Genomic DNA, 13,727 nt, shown 5'->3' on the forward strand with positions numbered 1-13,727 from the left:
GGCAGGGCGCTCATCACCAGCCTCGAGTGCGCCGCGGCGGGCCTGCGCGGCGAGACCGGCACGGTCATCACGAGGTAACGGCCGCCCCGCGCTCCCGAGCGCCCCGCCCGGGCATGTTCCCGGCGGGGCGCCTCTCTGCCCGGCCGGCGCCTCGCGTGAAGCGTCGGCGGATCTGGGGCGGATGCTTCGCGTTGGGCGTCGGGGCCGACATCAGGAGGCGTCGCCTTTGCCCCGCGCATTGCGCGTAGGGCTGCCGGACGTCCTCGGTCGGCAGCGCGGAACGCGGGGCGCGCGAAACCGCCCGATGCGCGGAGTCGGATGGTTTTCGAGGCGAAGTTGCTCATTGGATGGGCATGGTCGTGCAGATACCGGGCGCACGGCTTTGAGAGTCGAAGAGCTTTCCATATGACGCGCAGATCCTCCGCATGACCTCACGGCGTTCGAGTCGGCGCCATGCGCATGCGACGCGCCCTCGAATCCGAGTTATATCCGAGGGCGCGTTCTCATACCATACGGGTTTTGGTTCGTCTGGGCTTCGTGGTTGTCAGGACGTTACCAAATGGTCACGCAAACGCTCGTCGTCTACGCGGGCCGATGGGCGCGCGGCTCTAATGCGCGTCTTGCCGCATGGTGAAGGCGACGTTCGAAGTTCCTCCGGCGAGTGCGCGATCAGCTCCTTTCCTTTTGCGCTGTGAGATTCCTTGGCTCTGAGACGGTGAACGCTCGCCGTGCTTGCGGCTGGGATGGCTCCCGGTCGCTCGTGCGCGCAAATCGCAGGAGCGCGTTGGGATATCCTGCGGGCGGCGGTGGCTTCCGGTCGCGCTTGTGCGAAACCGCTGTTGATCGCCCGGATTGCCGAGTCGGCATCCGACAGCTTCTGACCGCTCGTGCGAAACGCGGCAAGTCCTGGTCTTTTGGCGATGGGTTGGCGCATGGCTCCCGATGGCCCATGCGCGCGACTTGGAGCATCGTCGTCGCGAGCTTGGCGATCGGCGTGGGCGAGCTTTCGACCTCCGCGTGCGATTCGCGGCAGCCTCTGCGAGGGGCTCCTCTCCGGTTCTCGGTTGCGTGCGGACTGCGGCTCCGGCGGGCTGCTGGAAGGCTCCGTCCCGCACCGCTCTTGGTCGCGCGCATGCGATCTGCGGCCGCTTGGGAGGGGCTGTCGATGCGAAACATCCGGTTGAGTATGCGTTCGATCTGCGGTTTCGGCATATGGCGGACCGTTCGGGCCTTGTCGTCTTTCGGTCGCGCGCAAGCGCGGCATCCTTGCTGCGGTTCGGGGGGGGGGGGCCCCGGTGCTTTTGCTCAAAAGCCGAAGGGATCGTGGGGCTTTGGATGCGAGATGCGCTTGCGTTCGCGATCGAGAAATGCGTCAAGGTCGGCGCGCCCGGCGATGCCGAGCTTGCGATACGTGTTGTGGGCGTGCGTTTTCACCGTACCGATGGAGATGTATTCCTTTTCGCCGATGGCTCGATTGGTCATGCCGTCGGCCATCATGCGCAGCATATCCTCTTCGCGCCTCGTCAGACCGTAGCGCTGCGCGACGAGGGGTATGAGGTCGGCTTCGGCCGCCTGCATTTCCAGGATGCGCCGGTATTTCAGGTAAAGGAATCCTGCCGCAAGGCATGCGATGCCCAGCACTTCCATAGGGATGCGCCGCAAGGGGTAAACGCCCTCCCCAATGCCGCGCAGCGTGATGCAGGAATCGGCCAGCTCGCAGCCGACGAACACCGCAAGCAGCAGCGCGAGCGCCAAGAAGGGCTCGCGCTGCAGGCACGGGGGGCGGCGCGCCAGCATGCGCACGCCGGACGCTGCGACCCACACGCGCAGAATGGTCGAAACGACCCATTCCGCGAACACCGAAACGGCAAAGGAGGGAATCGACCAGGTGACGAGCGTTGCCATGAGGCAGCACATCCAAAATGCGACCTCGCGGCTGGGCCGTGGTCGATCGAATGCGTACGAAAGTACGAGACGGTAGCACAGCAGCATGGCGAGGCTGAGCGAAGAATAGACGTAGGGGGCGGTGGTCTGCAGCCAGGCAAGCGTCTCTTCGAATTCCGGGATGAAGTCGACCATGTACAGCACGACGATGTCGATGAAGTAGAGCAGGTACAGAAACGCCGCGCAAAGAAACGTTTTCTCGCGTTCGATGCGAAAAAGCTTAAGGTACGTGAGGCACAGGTACATGCTCGCGAAGCTGATGGCTATGTTGTACAAGAAGAGCAGATACGTCATGCGTCCCCCTTTCGACCCCTCCGCTAGTATAGAAGGATCGGCGCTTCGTGAAGCCGATGCGCTTTCCTTTACTTGGCGCTCGGTGGATAGAAAAAATATAAACCGGCCTCTAATCCCGTTTCCGTCTGTGCGGTTCTCTCGTGCGCGCTCTATGGTGGGCGCGTCAGCCCGAACGGGTTGTCGATGCGCGAAGGCGTCGAACACGAAAGGAGTGGGCATGAACGAATGGAAAGAGCGGGGAGTGGGCGGTGGCGGCACGCGTCTGTCGAGGCGCTCGTTCGTCGCAGGTTCCGCCGTTATGGCGTTCGGGGCGTTGACGGGCCTTGCCGGATGCGCGGCGGGGTCGGCGGGCGAGGGCCCGTCTGCGCAGTCCTCCGGGCAGCCGGCCGACATGGTGTTTCGAAACGGTCATGTGCAGACGATGGTGGATGAAGGCGACGTTGCGCAGGCCGTTGCCGTGAGGGGCAACGAGATCGTGTACGTGGGCGACGACGCTGGTGTCGAGGAGTTCGTGGGCGATACGACGAAGGTCATCGACCTCGACGGCGCGTTTCTGTCCCCCGGCTTCATGGACGGCCACATTCATGCGCCAGGAACCTGGCTGGACCGCCTGTTCAACGTGTACCTCGAAGGCATGGAGACTAACGACGAGTACCTGGCCGCCATCCGACAGTTCGTCGAGGAGCATCCCGAGATGGACGCGTATTTCGGGCGTCCTTTTATGTTGAACGCCTACCAGCGTCCCGACGGTTCGAACCCGGGGCCGAACAAAGCGGACCTCGATGCCATCTGCCCTGACAAGCCGGTGGTGATCACCGACGTGTCGGGGCATTCCGCCTGGGTGAACTCCAAGGCCCTCGAGATGGCGGGCATCACGCGCGACACGCCGAACCCCGAGGGCGGCGTCGTCTATCGCAGCGAGGACGGCGAGCCGTCGGGATGCGTGGCCGATGCGGCGTACGATCTCGTTTCCGCGGCCGTTCCGTCGGTCGTGACGTTCGAGCAGATGGAAGAAGCCATGGAGAAGTTCATGGAGGAGGCGAACTCCTACGGCATCACGGGCATCACCAACGTCACGCGCGGGGGCCTCGACATCAACGAGCTGTACCATCGTCTCGACGAGGAAGGGCGTCTGAAGCTGCGCATGCGCGTCGTCACCACGATGGACCCGCTGTACTCCTACGACGAGGTGCTCGCCGCCATAAAGGACAGCGCACGCTACGATTCTGACATGGTGACCACCCAGACGGTGAAGATTTTCTACGACGGCGTCACCGAGAGCGGCACGGCCGTCATGCTGGAGCCCTATCTGCCCGAGTCGGGCCTTGGCGACGATTGGCGAGGCGAGCCCATCTGGCCTGTCGATCAGTTCGACGCGATGGTGAGCGATTTCGACGCCGAAGGCATCCAAGTGCACGTGCACGCTATCGGCGACGGAGCGGTGCGCGGAACCCTCGACGCTTACGAAAAGGCGCAGGCTGCCAACGGGAAGCGTGACGCGCGCCACACCATGACGCATGTGTGCGCCATCGCCGACGACGACATCGCGCGCATGGCCGATATGGATGTGATCGGCGCGATGCAGTTTCTTTGGATGTACGGAGATTCCCTCTACGAGCTGGAAAAAGCCTACATTGGCGAAGAGCGCGCTTTGGCGATGTACCCCACGAAGAGGATGCGCGATGCGGGCGTCCTCATATCGGGCGCTTCCGACGCGCCGGTCACCGCGTACGTGTCGCTCGATGAGATCGAGACGGGCGTGACGCGCAACAGTCCGTATGCGGAAGAAGAGGCCACCGACATGCATCGGTGGCCGGAGCAGGGCTTGAGCGCCTATCAGATGCTCGAGGCGTACACGAAAAACGTCGCCTACCAGAATTTCATGGAGGATATCGTGGGAACCGTCGAGGTGGGCAAGCGCGCCGATCTCGTAGTGCTCGATCAGAACATCCTCGAGGTTGATCCGGAGAAGATATCGGATTCCAAGGTGCTTTACACCGTGTCCGACGGTCGCATCGTTTACGAAGGGTGACTCGAAGGTTCGCGGACGGCTTGCCTTGCGGTTTTGGACGGGCCGTCCGCGAGCGTCCGCCTTGCGAGTTCGCCTCCGCGCGGCGTTGGGCTGCGCTTGGCTCGGCATGTTCGAGCACGTCGAGCCAAGCGCGCTTTCGCTAGGCCGGGCGGATCACCAGCTCCTTGATGAGGCTGTCGTCCAGGCTGCACACGCCATCGTTGCAGTTCTCGATCTGCGCGAGGGCATGGATGACGGTGCCGTTGTAGTCGGCGTAGAAGTTCACCGTGCGCTCGTTCGCGATCCGCGGATCGCGCATCGCGAAACCGCCGAACATGAACTTGTTGTGGAACGACATCTCGATGGCGTTACGTCCGTACAGGAACGTGTTCTGGCGCTTCACCATGGAGGGGCAGTAGTCCACGAGACGGCAGTCTTCGGTGAAGCATGCGGCAAGGGCTTTGTGGTCCTTGTTCTGCATCGCCGCGACGAAATCGTTGATGACCATGGCTGCCTCCTAGTAAACTTTCTCGGAATTGAGCAGGGCGTCGGTGCCGCCGTCCACGAACAGCACCACGCCGTTGACGCCGCTGGCCTCGGGGCTGGCGATGAACGCCATGGCGTTCGCTATCTCGATGGGATCCATGAGCGGCTCCTCGCCAAAGTGGGTCGGCACGGGGATGGCCTCCATGGCCGCCCGCTGCTCAGGCAACATGTTCGCGGTCATGGCCGTGCGTACGTTGCCGGGCGCGACCGCGTTGAGGCGCACGCCGCGCGATCCCCACTCGGGGCTCATGCGACGCACCCAGCGGGCGAGCGCGTACTTCGTGGAGGCGTAGTACACGTGGCCGATCGCCGGATCGACGTCCTTCACCAATTCGAGGATGCGGTCCTCGTCGGCCTGATTGTTCAGCATGCCCGCCACGTCCATGCGTGCCGCGCCCTGCGCGATGGAGTTCGACGAGGTGACCGTGCAGCTGCCGCCTCGCTTTTCCAACAGGTCAAACACGCCGCGGGCCATCTCGGTGGCGCCGAAGTAGTTGAGGGAGATGATGAGCGATATGGGCACCCTGCCGCCCGACACGCCCGCGTTGCAGATCATGGCGTCGATGCCCTCGGGATAGCGTTCGTGCAGCTCGGCGATGGCGCCGGCGCGGCCCTCCTTCGTGGCCAGGTTCGCCTCGATGTCGCCGTCCTTGAGGTCGATGTTGACCACCTCGTGGCCTCGTTCGCGCAGGATCTCGGCCGTCTTCGCGCCGATGCCGCTCGATGCGCCGGTGATGACGTAGATGCCCATGCGTCCTTCCTTTCATGCGGGGCCGCGCGCGGTGCAGCCCTTATCGATACGCATTACTATTATAAAGAGCATGATATACCATGCTCCGAAACGTCTCTCCAACGTCGAGGTCAACGGTAGCCGAGGCGTCATCCACGGCATGAGGGGCGTTGGAGGGGCAACAGCTGCAGGGCGGAGGGCTCTTCGGGGGCGTGAGCGGCGGGCAGCCGATTGGCTGTCGGGCGTTGCGAGCGGAAGGGGAGGGCTCGTAGTCTGCGGAGACGGCTGCCTGTTGGGGGCTGGTCGCCTCCTCGGGCTTGCGAATCGGCCGGGTCGGGAATCGAAGGGAGCCTGCGTCTGCGCGTTGGGCGACATGGGGAATATAAGTTCCTCATCGTTGGATCATGGCTTTAAGCCGATGCTAAACTGCCTCTAACCGACCCCTGACGTTTGGAGGATGCCCATGGTTGCCTGGCACGAGCTGTTCCCCGTAGACCGCGAACCGTCGATGGAGGATATCGCCGCCCACATCGCCAACCCCCTGTGGGATGCGCTCACCGCGTTCGTCGACGAGACGTACGGCGCCCAGCCGCGCATCGAGTACAGCCGTTGCGGCGGGGCTCCCGGCTGGAACGTGAAGTACAAGGCGCGCGGGCGCGCGCTCTGCACGGTGTATCCCCGCGACGGCTTCTTCATCTGCATGGTGTCGGTGGGCTCGAAGGAGAAGGCCGAGGCCGAGGCGCTGCTGCCCGCGTGCGACCCTTACGTGCGCGCGCTGTACGAGCGCTCGGCCGACAGCAGCATGGGCCGCTGGCTCATGATCGAGGTGACGAGCGAGGCCATCCTGCGCGACGCCGAGGCGCTCATGATGCTGCGCGCCGCGCCGAAAGGGGGCCGCTCGTGATGCGCGACCCCGAGCAGACCATCGGCAACCTCATCGACCATCAGAACGCATCGTTCGTCGGCTCGGTTGACGAAGAGGGCTTCCCCGAGATCAAGGCGATGCTTCCGCCGCGTCGCCGCGAGGGCATCCGCACGTTCTACTTCACCACGAACACCTCGTCGATGCGGGTGCGGCGCTACCGCGCACACCCGCAGGCGTGCCTCTACTTCATGGACCGGCGGTTCTTCCGGGACGTCATGCCCAAGGGCACGATGGAGGTGCTCGAGGACGCGTGGGCGAAGGAGCTCATCTGGCAGGACGGCGACACGACGTGCTATCCGCTGGGCGTGACCGATCCGACTGCTGCGTGCTGCGCTTTACGGCCGATGCGGGGCGCTACTATCAGAACTTCGGGTCGGAGGACTTCGCCGTGCCGGGGCCGGCTGGCGAGGAGCCGGGCGCACCGGAGGCGTGACGCGCGGGCCGCTTGACCCACCAGGTGGCGGCCACGCTGAACAGGAGCGTCTGCGCGAGTATCTCGAGCGTTCCCCCGATGCTCGTGTTGAGCGGCTCGCCCGTGGGCTCGAGGTAGATGAGCGCCTCGATGGAGCCGGGCGAGGTGGCCGGCGTGTTGAAGATGCCGACGATGGCTACGACCGCCCACACGACGAGCCAGCCGTGCTTGCGTTCCATGAACGCAGGGCGGATGAGCCAGAGCACGAGGGCGAACAGCGCGCCGCGCGCGATTTGGAACACGGGGGCCAACCCGACGATGGGGTCGTCCAAGGGACGCATGCCGATGGACTCCACCGTGCTCTGGTAGTCGAACAGGGTCATGGCCAGCATCCCACACAGGATGTAGGTGAGGACGTGCGCGACCGTGACCTTCGTGCCGAATGCGAGCTTCTCTTTCATGGGTTGCGCCTTTCTTCGGGACGTGACAACATCGGGATTTGCCGAAATGTGCGGGCTGCTCGCGGTCGACTGTCGATTGGGCGCAGGGCGAGCGCTCTGCGCTTGCTGTCGAGCGGAATCGCCTGCGGGTCCGTGTCGAGGCCCAGCCTTGCCGCCCCACCTTGGCTGGACGTGGAGCAAGGGCTTTGCCCATGCCATCGAACGGGATCGTGTTGCAGGCGGCGGCAAACGCGGTGCGTTTGTCTTGCGGGGGGGGGCTTCAGCCATGGTCCTCGTTTTTGGGGCGTCCGATACGGTCCCCTACGCTCGACCTGGAGCAGGTTGTTATTGGCGGCGGTTCTTTTCGCGGTAGCGGGCGAGGGCCTGTTCGTAGCCGCCGGCGGTCTTCTTGAAGTAGACGGTGTAGCCTGCCGTGACGCCCGCGAGGATGAACAGGTACACGAGGGCGAAGGCCGCCCAGACGCCGGGATCGTCGAGCGGGAACCACGGGCCCGCCCACGCGCAGAGTGCCAGCACGGGCAGGCCGCAGGCGCCGAAGCCCGCGATGCGCGCCGGGTAGGCGAGCTTCCTGAACACGGCGCCGGTGAACCAGAGCGCCTGCAACGCCGCCATCCCGAGGGCGGCACCGAACACGCTCACGGTGAGGTTGAGCCCGTAGCTCGGCCCGGCGAACAGGTAGCCCATGCCCGTGAACCACAGCATGACGATGGTGAACATGACGCATGCAACAGAGGCGGCCTGGGCGATGATCTTCTTCATGGCGAACTCCTTCGAAACGAGACTCGGGGACGGGATTGACGTCTCATACGGCGGTTAGAGCCCGAGCTTCCGCTTGATGACGGGCGCGTATTGGCGCGACACGATGACGGCCTCGCCGTTGTCCAGCATGAGCTGCAGGCGCGCGTTCAGGGCGGGCCGGATGGACGCGACGTGGTCGAAGTTCACGAGCATCTGCTTCGATGCGCGCACGAACTCGGTGCCTGCCAGCCGCTCCTCCAGCTCGTAGAGCTTGAGCGGCGTCTGGTACACGGCATCGGCCGTGTAGAGGAACGTCTTGCCGTCCACGGTCTCGGCATAGCAGACGTCGTCGACGTCGAGCCGGTACGTCGCCCCGTCGCGCTCGCCGACAAGCGCGCGGTCGAAGGCCCCGAGTGCGGACACGATGCGCTGCACGCGCTCGTCGATGCGCGGGCACGCGACGGACACCTCGATGTCGTCGAGCGCTGGGTTCTCGGTGATGGTCACGTTCATGGTGCGCGCCTTCCGTCGTCAGGTTGCGGTGGTTGGCCAACGCCGCCAGTATGCCCGACCGCGCGGGGCTCGCGCAAGGCTGTCGGGACCCAGTTGCATGCGGTGCTGCGCAAGTTGCACGGACGCCCGTGTGGCATGCTCGGAAGGCAAGGCGAGGCAGGCGAACGGGAGGGCGCATGGACGTTGAGGCGAGCGTGGATCTGGGCCGGTTCGAGGCGGCCGTGAAGGTGGTGGACGTGCATGCGGCCGGGGAGCCCTGCCGGGTGGCCGTGGGAGGCTTCCCGGAGCCTGCGGGTTCCACGATGATCGAGAAGCGCCGCCGGATGGAGCGGCACGCCGACGACCTGCGGCGGGCCCTCATGCTGGAGCCGCGCGGCCACCACGACATGTTCGGCGCGTTCCTGTGCCGGCCGGTTGACCCGCGGGCCGACGTGGGCGTGCTGTTCATGGACACGGGCGGCTACCTCAACATGCGCGGGACGCTGTCCGGATGATCGAGCAGGATGGTTGTATGCGATGCGTCAGAGGCGATGCCGTCGGAGGGCAAGGGTATGGGGTGGGGTGCACGGGATTACGTCAGCCGCTTCGAAGCCTGCCCTTTGCGGCGCGAGGCCGCCGTTTCTGTCAAACCGCCGTTGACGCGAGCCCGCCCTCGCTTGATCTTGGGCTCAGGTCCTTGGGGCCGGGTGCTTCGCAAGACCTCCCGTCGTACGAAGGGGGTCGTGTGTCGGAAGGGGGCTCGTGGCGGATCGCCCGATGCTATGTCGACGGCGGTTTGGCGTAGGCATCGCCGCAAGTTGGCACAGATCGCGCCTTGTGCATGGGTTCGAGGCGCTTTTCTCCTTCTCGATTTATCGCGACCTGGGGTTTTCCAACCGTGCTCTTCCTAAGAGCCTATTTTCAAGGCGAAATCTATGCATTAAACGCGATTCGTGTCAATTCTGGGCGTTTTTCATGTCATGCGAGTGTGGGGGAAGGGCGCGAGCGGATGTGGCGTGCGGGCCGCTGACCGGATGCAGTGCGCAGTTGCGCGCGATGTTGCAGCGCTTGGATTTTTCGCGCGCGGAGTGCGCTGCAGGCTCCGCACGAGTGCGCCATATGACGCGTGCTTGACAAAAGTGTGCCGGGGGGGGTATTCTGTCTCAGGTTTCGTTCGGTAAGAAAGGGTGAGTCATGGTCGAGCAACAAGATCAAAGCAAGCAGTCGGCAGCTGCTCAGCAAGCTGGTGCTACGGTTGTCAATGTGATTCAGGAGCGGAAGGACGGAAACGGTTTGGGCATCGGCGGGTTTGTCCTTGCGCTCATAGCCCTTTTCGTGTCGTGGGTTCCCGTCCTCGGATGGATCATATGGATATTGGGAGCCATTCTTTCGCTTGTCGGATTGAGGAAGCAGCCGCGCGGGCTTGCCATCGCGGGCACGATCATATCGTTCATCGACTTCATCTTGCTCGCTTTGGTCATTTCGGCTTGCTCTGCCGGGGTGAGCATGATGTAGACGTCGCGGAGCGGGCTGGCGCGGGTGTGGAGCGGTTGTCCAGTCAAGGCGAAATGGCTTTTCGCGAAAGGTCAGAGCCCGGAGCGCTCGCGCTCCGGGCTTTTTGCCGGAGAGGGGCGGTGGGCGTTTGGCGGCGGGCGTTCAGGATGCCGAGGCGGGATGCCCGGCGGGCATCTGAAGAGCCCGGCTGCCGCGCCGAGGGCCGCCTACGTCGCAGGCTCTGCCGATTTGGGCGACGAAGAGGGGTGGGGCGCCTCTGCCGGCTCTGCTCCTTCGCTTTCGGTCACCTTCAGCCTCGCCGGGACAAGCTTCCATACGGCGACCGCCGCTGCCAAGATGATGATGCCGCCGATCAAGCACGTGATAACCAGCGAATCGTTGAACGCGTCGATTCCGTGGCCGAGCAGTTCGGGCAGCCCGTAGCCGGTGGCGATCTCGGCCGTCGCGGCGAACGACTGCTGGGCCGCGTCGATCGTTTGGCCATCGAGCCCCATGGCTCGCAGGGCCTCCACGCTCAGCTCGGAGCGGTAGATGACGGATGCGAGGCTTCCGAGGATGGCGACGCCCAAGACGTTGCCCAGGTCGTAGGATATCTCTTGGAGGCTGCCGGCGCTGGATGCCTTTTCGACGGGGGTTTCCGCCATGATGAGCGAGGCGCCGATGGCCAGCGAACCCGTTCCGAGCCCCACGAGGCAGGTGGATGCGATGACGGGGGCGAGCGAGAGGTCGTCTCGGAAGAAGAACAGCATGATCATCGCCGCCGCCGCGATGGCAAGGCCGGCGGCCACCACGTGGCGCGCCGGGAAGCGCATGGCGAGCGAGGCCGCGCCGAGGCTCGAGACCAATGTGGCGACCGACATGGGGATGAGGTGCATGCCCGATTCCAGCGTTCCGTCGCCGTTGACCAGCTGCAGCCATTGGGCGAGCATGTACAGCAAAACGGCGAGGGCGAAGGTGCAGGCCATGGTGGCCATGACGCCCGCCGAGAACGCCGTGCTTTTGAACAGCGACAAATCGACGAGGGGGTTGCTCGATTTCAGGCATCGCAGCGCGAACAGCGCAAGGAGGACGATGCCCGCTGCGAGCGCCGCCGCACCCGCCGTGTCGAGCGCGAGTTCGGCGGCCAAGTGCTTGACGCCCCACAGAAGCGCCACCATGCCCGCGAGGGCGAGGACCGAACCTGGCAGATCGAAGCGCCCCGGGTTCTTGAGGCGCACTTCCGGCAAGGTGAAAGCGCCCAACACGAAGGCGGCGCCCACCAGGGGAACGTTCACGAGGAACGCCGAGTGCCAGCTGAAATGCTCCAGGAGGAATCCTCCGATGAGCGGGCCTGCCGCCATGCCGATGGCGCTCACGGCCGACCAGGCGGCAACCGCCACGGTGCGCTCTTTCGGGTTGGTGAAGATGCTGCGGATCATCGATATGGTCACCGGCATGATCATCGCGCCGCCGATGCCGAGGAAGGCCCTGATCGCGATGATCTGCTCGGGCGCATCGACGGGCATGACGAGGACCGATCCGATGCCGAAGATGAGAAAGCCCGTCAATAGGGTTTTCTTTCGCCCCAGCCTGTCGGAAAGTGAGCTGGTGGCGATGAGAAGGCCCGCGAGCACGAGCGAGTACACATCGACGATCCAGAGAAGCTGATCGGATGCGGGATTCAGCTCGCGGGTTATCTCGGGAAGCGCGATGTTCAAGACGGTTAGGTCGATGGCCACGACGAACTGCCCGAGCAAGATGGCGGCGAGCGCCGTCCAAAGGCGGGCTTTGGGGATCGTTCGAGGCTCGATCACGATAGCGTTGTCCATGAGAGGCCTTTCTGCTCTTCGAGCGCGTGCTGGGCGTGCGCGTTTGCTCGGCCGGGAAGGTTGGCGAGCGCGGGCGGCGCGGCGCAGCCGCTCCTTCCTGTTTTGACGTTCACGTGCTCTCCTTTCCTGCTTGCTGCTTGTTAATGTACAAAAGTACACTAATAAGCATAGCATCATGACCTATAATGGACAAGTGTACATTTATGGCGTTTTTCCAACGTGCGAAGGTTCCCCGCGGTTTTTGCGCAGAAGCCTTCGGGAGGGCATGCGAAAGGAGCGCATATGGAAACGGAAAAGCGGCGTTCCGCCGCCGTTGACGACGGGGGCGCGCGGAAACGCTCGCCACGAAACCCCGCTGCTCGGAAGCAGAAGATCGTCGATGCGGCGGCCGACCTCATTTCTCGCATGGGCAGCGGCAGGATAACCCATAGGAAGGTGGCCGAACGCGCCGGCGTGCCACTGGGGTCGACCACGCAGTACTTCAAGAGCATCGACGAGCTGAGACATGCGGGATTGGCCGAGCTCGCAAGGCGCATCGAGCGGGAGTACGACGAGGTTTTCCTGGTGGTGGCGCAGAGAAGCCATGGCAGCGACGTGCTTGCGGATGCGATCACCGAGTACCTGTCGAACTTGGAGCGCGTGAACGCCGATGCCGCGCTGTACGCCGGTGCCATCGAAGACCCCGAGGTGAGGAGCATCGCGAAGGAGAGCTTCGAATCGTTTCTCGAACGGTGCGAGCCCTATGTGGATGCCGTGCGTGCGAAGATATTGTTCGCCTTCATGGAAGGGGCCGTCATCAACTCGTGCTTCATGGGCGTCCCTTACGACCGGGAAACCGTCCGGGAGGCCGTTGCGCTCATCTTGGAAGGTTCCGTCTGCGCTGACGATCGGAAGGGCGGGCGGGCTGGCTGACGGTCGCGCCGTTGCGCGCGATGCCCCCGTGCCCGGATTTCTCGCGTGGGGGTGCTCGGGGCTTCGGGCGGGAAACGCGCAGGATGGCGGGCGAGGCGCTTTTCGTTTCGTTCGTTTCGCGCTATCATGCGACTTGGAGATGAAAACACGGCCCCGTCGGGTAGTCGGGGCGCGGCGCGCCGCTCTGCTCCGTGCGCAAGTGCCGGGGGGGGGGGCTTCGGGCGCGCCGTCAGTAACCTGCCTCCTTGGTTGTCCCTTCTCCGCATGGTTTGCGACATAAAGGAGGACCCCATGCGGAAGATCAGCGTGTCATCCACCCTGACCGTCTATCACGACGGCCAATTCTGGGTCGGCATCTGCGAACGCGCCGAAGGCGGGCGCTATGAGGCGTGCCGCATCGTGTTCGGCGCCGCCGAGCCCACCGACCCCGAGATCCTTGCGTTTGTCTGCGAGCGTTGGGCGAAGCTGCCGTTCGCGTTCGCGCCCTTGTCCGCGACCGGGCCGGATATCGCGTCCGCTTCCGGCGATCCTGGCGCTTCCGGCGATTCCGGGGGTTCCAAGGGCTGCGGGGGCTCGGGGGTTTCGGGTGTGTGCTTCGCCGCTTCCTTGAGGCATGCGAACCCCAAGCGCCGCCAGCGCGAGGCGCGCAAGCTCGTGGAGGCCGTCGGAGCGGGCACGAAGGCCCAGCGCGCCCTGGCCGCCGCCCGCGAGGCGCGCAAAGGCGAGCGCAAGGCCGCCGTTCGGGCCGCGCGCCGCGAGGAGGCCGCGCGCCGTTTCGCCCTCAGGCGGCAGAAGCGCAAGCGGAAGCACCGCGGCCGCTGAGGCGGCGGGCGGGGGTCCCGAGCGCGAGGTCGCGGCGCGCGGGGCTTTCGCTTGCGGCCGTCGGGCTTGTGGCGGGGAGTTTCTTGCGGGGCCGCGCGGGCGCTCTTGCCATGCTGC

General features: G+C 64.8%; 15 protein-coding genes. 7 read left to right on the top strand and 8 right to left on the bottom strand.

Translation table 11 applies throughout. The annotated features are described in order from the left end of the window. Positions 1 to 1,305: 1,305 nt before the first annotated feature. The gene (locus B5F40_RS13510) at positions 1,306 to 2,238 is read right to left on the bottom strand and encodes a helix-turn-helix transcriptional regulator (RefSeq protein WP_162610989.1); all 933 of its coding nucleotides are present in this window, start codon (positions 2,236 to 2,238) and stop codon (positions 1,306 to 1,308) included. 217 nt (positions 2,239 to 2,455) lie between these two features. On the opposite strand from B5F40_RS13510, the gene B5F40_RS13515 reads away from it, so the two are divergent. Then, positions 2,456 to 4,270, top strand: coding sequence for an amidohydrolase (locus B5F40_RS13515; protein ID WP_204217427.1), 1,815 nt, complete (start codon positions 2,456 to 2,458; stop codon positions 4,268 to 4,270). 139 nt (positions 4,271 to 4,409) lie between these two features. Here the strand turns inward: B5F40_RS13515 and B5F40_RS13520 are convergent, their stop codons facing one another. Both B5F40_RS13520 and B5F40_RS13525 read right to left on the bottom strand, forming a co-directional pair. After that, a complete protein-coding gene (locus B5F40_RS13520; protein ID WP_087194807.1) occupies positions 4,410 to 4,757 on the bottom strand; it encodes a hypothetical protein in 348 nt (115 codons plus the stop codon). Between the two features lie 9 nt (positions 4,758 to 4,766). Beyond that, positions 4,767 to 5,546, bottom strand: a complete 780-nt coding sequence (locus tag B5F40_RS13525; RefSeq protein ID WP_087194808.1) for an SDR family oxidoreductase — start codon at positions 5,544 to 5,546, stop codon at positions 4,767 to 4,769. Between the two features lie 442 nt (positions 5,547 to 5,988). On the opposite strand from B5F40_RS13525, the gene B5F40_RS13530 reads away from it, so the two are divergent. Continuing rightward, positions 5,989 to 6,429: a DUF3788 domain-containing protein gene (locus B5F40_RS13530; RefSeq protein ID WP_087194809.1), complete on the top strand. Its 441-nt coding sequence runs from the start codon at positions 5,989 to 5,991 to the stop codon at positions 6,427 to 6,429. Next, positions 6,429 to 6,899 carry a pyridoxamine 5'-phosphate oxidase family protein gene (locus tag B5F40_RS13535; RefSeq protein ID WP_239443071.1) on the top strand — a complete coding sequence of 157 codons (471 nt, stop codon included), beginning with the start codon at positions 6,429 to 6,431 and terminating at the stop codon, positions 6,897 to 6,899. The genes B5F40_RS13530 and B5F40_RS13535 overlap by 1 nt, the downstream gene beginning before the upstream one ends. On the opposite strand, the gene B5F40_RS13540 is transcribed toward B5F40_RS13535, so the two are convergent. From B5F40_RS13540 to B5F40_RS13550, 3 genes are all read right to left on the bottom strand, one after another. Next, on the bottom strand, positions 6,811 to 7,323 hold the full coding sequence (locus tag B5F40_RS13540) for a hypothetical protein (protein WP_087194810.1): 513 nt from the start codon (positions 7,321 to 7,323) through the stop codon (positions 6,811 to 6,813). The genes B5F40_RS13535 and B5F40_RS13540 overlap by 89 nt on opposite strands. A 324-nt stretch (positions 7,324 to 7,647) precedes the next feature. Further along, entirely contained in the window at positions 7,648 to 8,082 is a 435-nt protein-coding gene (locus tag B5F40_RS13545; protein WP_087194811.1) for a hypothetical protein, read from the bottom strand. A gap of 54 nt (positions 8,083 to 8,136) precedes the next feature. Then, positions 8,137 to 8,574 carry a LytTR family DNA-binding domain-containing protein gene (locus B5F40_RS13550; protein ID WP_015538653.1) on the bottom strand — a complete coding sequence of 146 codons (438 nt, stop codon included), beginning with the start codon at positions 8,572 to 8,574 and terminating at the stop codon, positions 8,137 to 8,139. A gap of 176 nt (positions 8,575 to 8,750) precedes the next feature. Here B5F40_RS13550 and B5F40_RS13555 point away from each other — a divergent pair, with 176 nt between their 5' ends. Both B5F40_RS13555 and B5F40_RS13560 read left to right on the top strand, forming a co-directional pair. Beyond that, positions 8,751 to 9,068, top strand: a complete 318-nt coding sequence (locus B5F40_RS13555; protein WP_239443067.1) for a proline racemase family protein — start codon at positions 8,751 to 8,753, stop codon at positions 9,066 to 9,068. A 679-nt stretch (positions 9,069 to 9,747) separates the two neighbouring features. Further along, entirely contained in the window at positions 9,748 to 10,068 is a 321-nt protein-coding gene (locus B5F40_RS13560; protein WP_087194812.1) for a hypothetical protein, read from the top strand. Positions 10,069 to 10,274: 206 nt separating this feature from the next. Here the strand turns inward: B5F40_RS13560 and B5F40_RS13565 are convergent, their stop codons facing one another. Together B5F40_RS13565 and B5F40_RS16845 are read right to left on the bottom strand one after the other, a co-directional pair. After that, entirely contained in the window at positions 10,275 to 11,876 is a 1,602-nt protein-coding gene (locus tag B5F40_RS13565; RefSeq protein WP_162610990.1) for an MFS transporter, read from the bottom strand. Beyond that, on the bottom strand, positions 11,858 to 11,989 hold the full coding sequence (locus B5F40_RS16845) for a hypothetical protein (protein ID WP_255396426.1): 132 nt from the start codon (positions 11,987 to 11,989) through the stop codon (positions 11,858 to 11,860). Before B5F40_RS16845 ends, B5F40_RS13565 begins: the two co-directional genes overlap by 19 nt. Before the next feature lie 169 nt (positions 11,990 to 12,158). Here B5F40_RS16845 and B5F40_RS13570 point away from each other — a divergent pair, with 169 nt between their 5' ends. Continuing rightward, entirely contained in the window at positions 12,159 to 12,788 is a 630-nt protein-coding gene (locus B5F40_RS13570; RefSeq protein WP_087194814.1) for a TetR/AcrR family transcriptional regulator, read from the top strand. 291 nt (positions 12,789 to 13,079) lie between these two features. Further along, a complete protein-coding gene (locus B5F40_RS13575) occupies positions 13,080 to 13,610 on the top strand; it encodes a YjdF family protein (protein ID WP_087194815.1) in 531 nt (176 codons plus the stop codon). Positions 13,611 to 13,727: the final 117 nt, after the last annotated feature.

Origin of the sequence: Gordonibacter sp. An230 (assembly GCF_002159915.1) — a bacterium.
In the GTDB taxonomy this organism is placed as follows: Bacteria; Actinomycetota; Coriobacteriia; order Coriobacteriales; family Eggerthellaceae; genus Rubneribacter.

Coding starts and splice junctions, on each gene's coding strand:
- B5F40_RS13510 (WP_162610989.1), bottom strand. CDS start 2,238: ATGACGTATCTGCTCTTCTTGTACAACATAGCCATCAGCTTCGCGAGC.
- B5F40_RS13515 (WP_204217427.1), top strand. CDS start 2,456: ATGAACGAATGGAAAGAGCGGGGAGTGGGCGGTGGCGGCACGCGTCTG.
- B5F40_RS13520 (WP_087194807.1), bottom strand. CDS start 4,757: ATGGTCATCAACGATTTCGTCGCGGCGATGCAGAACAAGGACCACAAA.
- B5F40_RS13525 (WP_087194808.1), bottom strand. CDS start 5,546: ATGGGCATCTACGTCATCACCGGCGCATCGAGCGGCATCGGCGCGAAG.
- B5F40_RS13530 (WP_087194809.1), top strand. CDS start 5,989: ATGGTTGCCTGGCACGAGCTGTTCCCCGTAGACCGCGAACCGTCGATG.
- B5F40_RS13535 (WP_239443071.1), top strand. CDS start 6,429: ATGCGCGACCCCGAGCAGACCATCGGCAACCTCATCGACCATCAGAAC.
- B5F40_RS13540 (WP_087194810.1), bottom strand. CDS start 7,323: ATGAAAGAGAAGCTCGCATTCGGCACGAAGGTCACGGTCGCGCACGTC.
- B5F40_RS13545 (WP_087194811.1), bottom strand. CDS start 8,082: ATGAAGAAGATCATCGCCCAGGCCGCCTCTGTTGCATGCGTCATGTTC.
- B5F40_RS13550 (WP_015538653.1), bottom strand. CDS start 8,574: ATGAACGTGACCATCACCGAGAACCCAGCGCTCGACGACATCGAGGTG.
- B5F40_RS13555 (WP_239443067.1), top strand. CDS start 8,751: ATGGACGTTGAGGCGAGCGTGGATCTGGGCCGGTTCGAGGCGGCCGTG.
- B5F40_RS13560 (WP_087194812.1), top strand. CDS start 9,748: ATGGTCGAGCAACAAGATCAAAGCAAGCAGTCGGCAGCTGCTCAGCAA.
- B5F40_RS13565 (WP_162610990.1), bottom strand. CDS start 11,876: ATGGACAACGCTATCGTGATCGAGCCTCGAACGATCCCCAAAGCCCGC.
- B5F40_RS13570 (WP_087194814.1), top strand. CDS start 12,159: ATGGAAACGGAAAAGCGGCGTTCCGCCGCCGTTGACGACGGGGGCGCG.
- B5F40_RS13575 (WP_087194815.1), top strand. CDS start 13,080: ATGCGGAAGATCAGCGTGTCATCCACCCTGACCGTCTATCACGACGGC.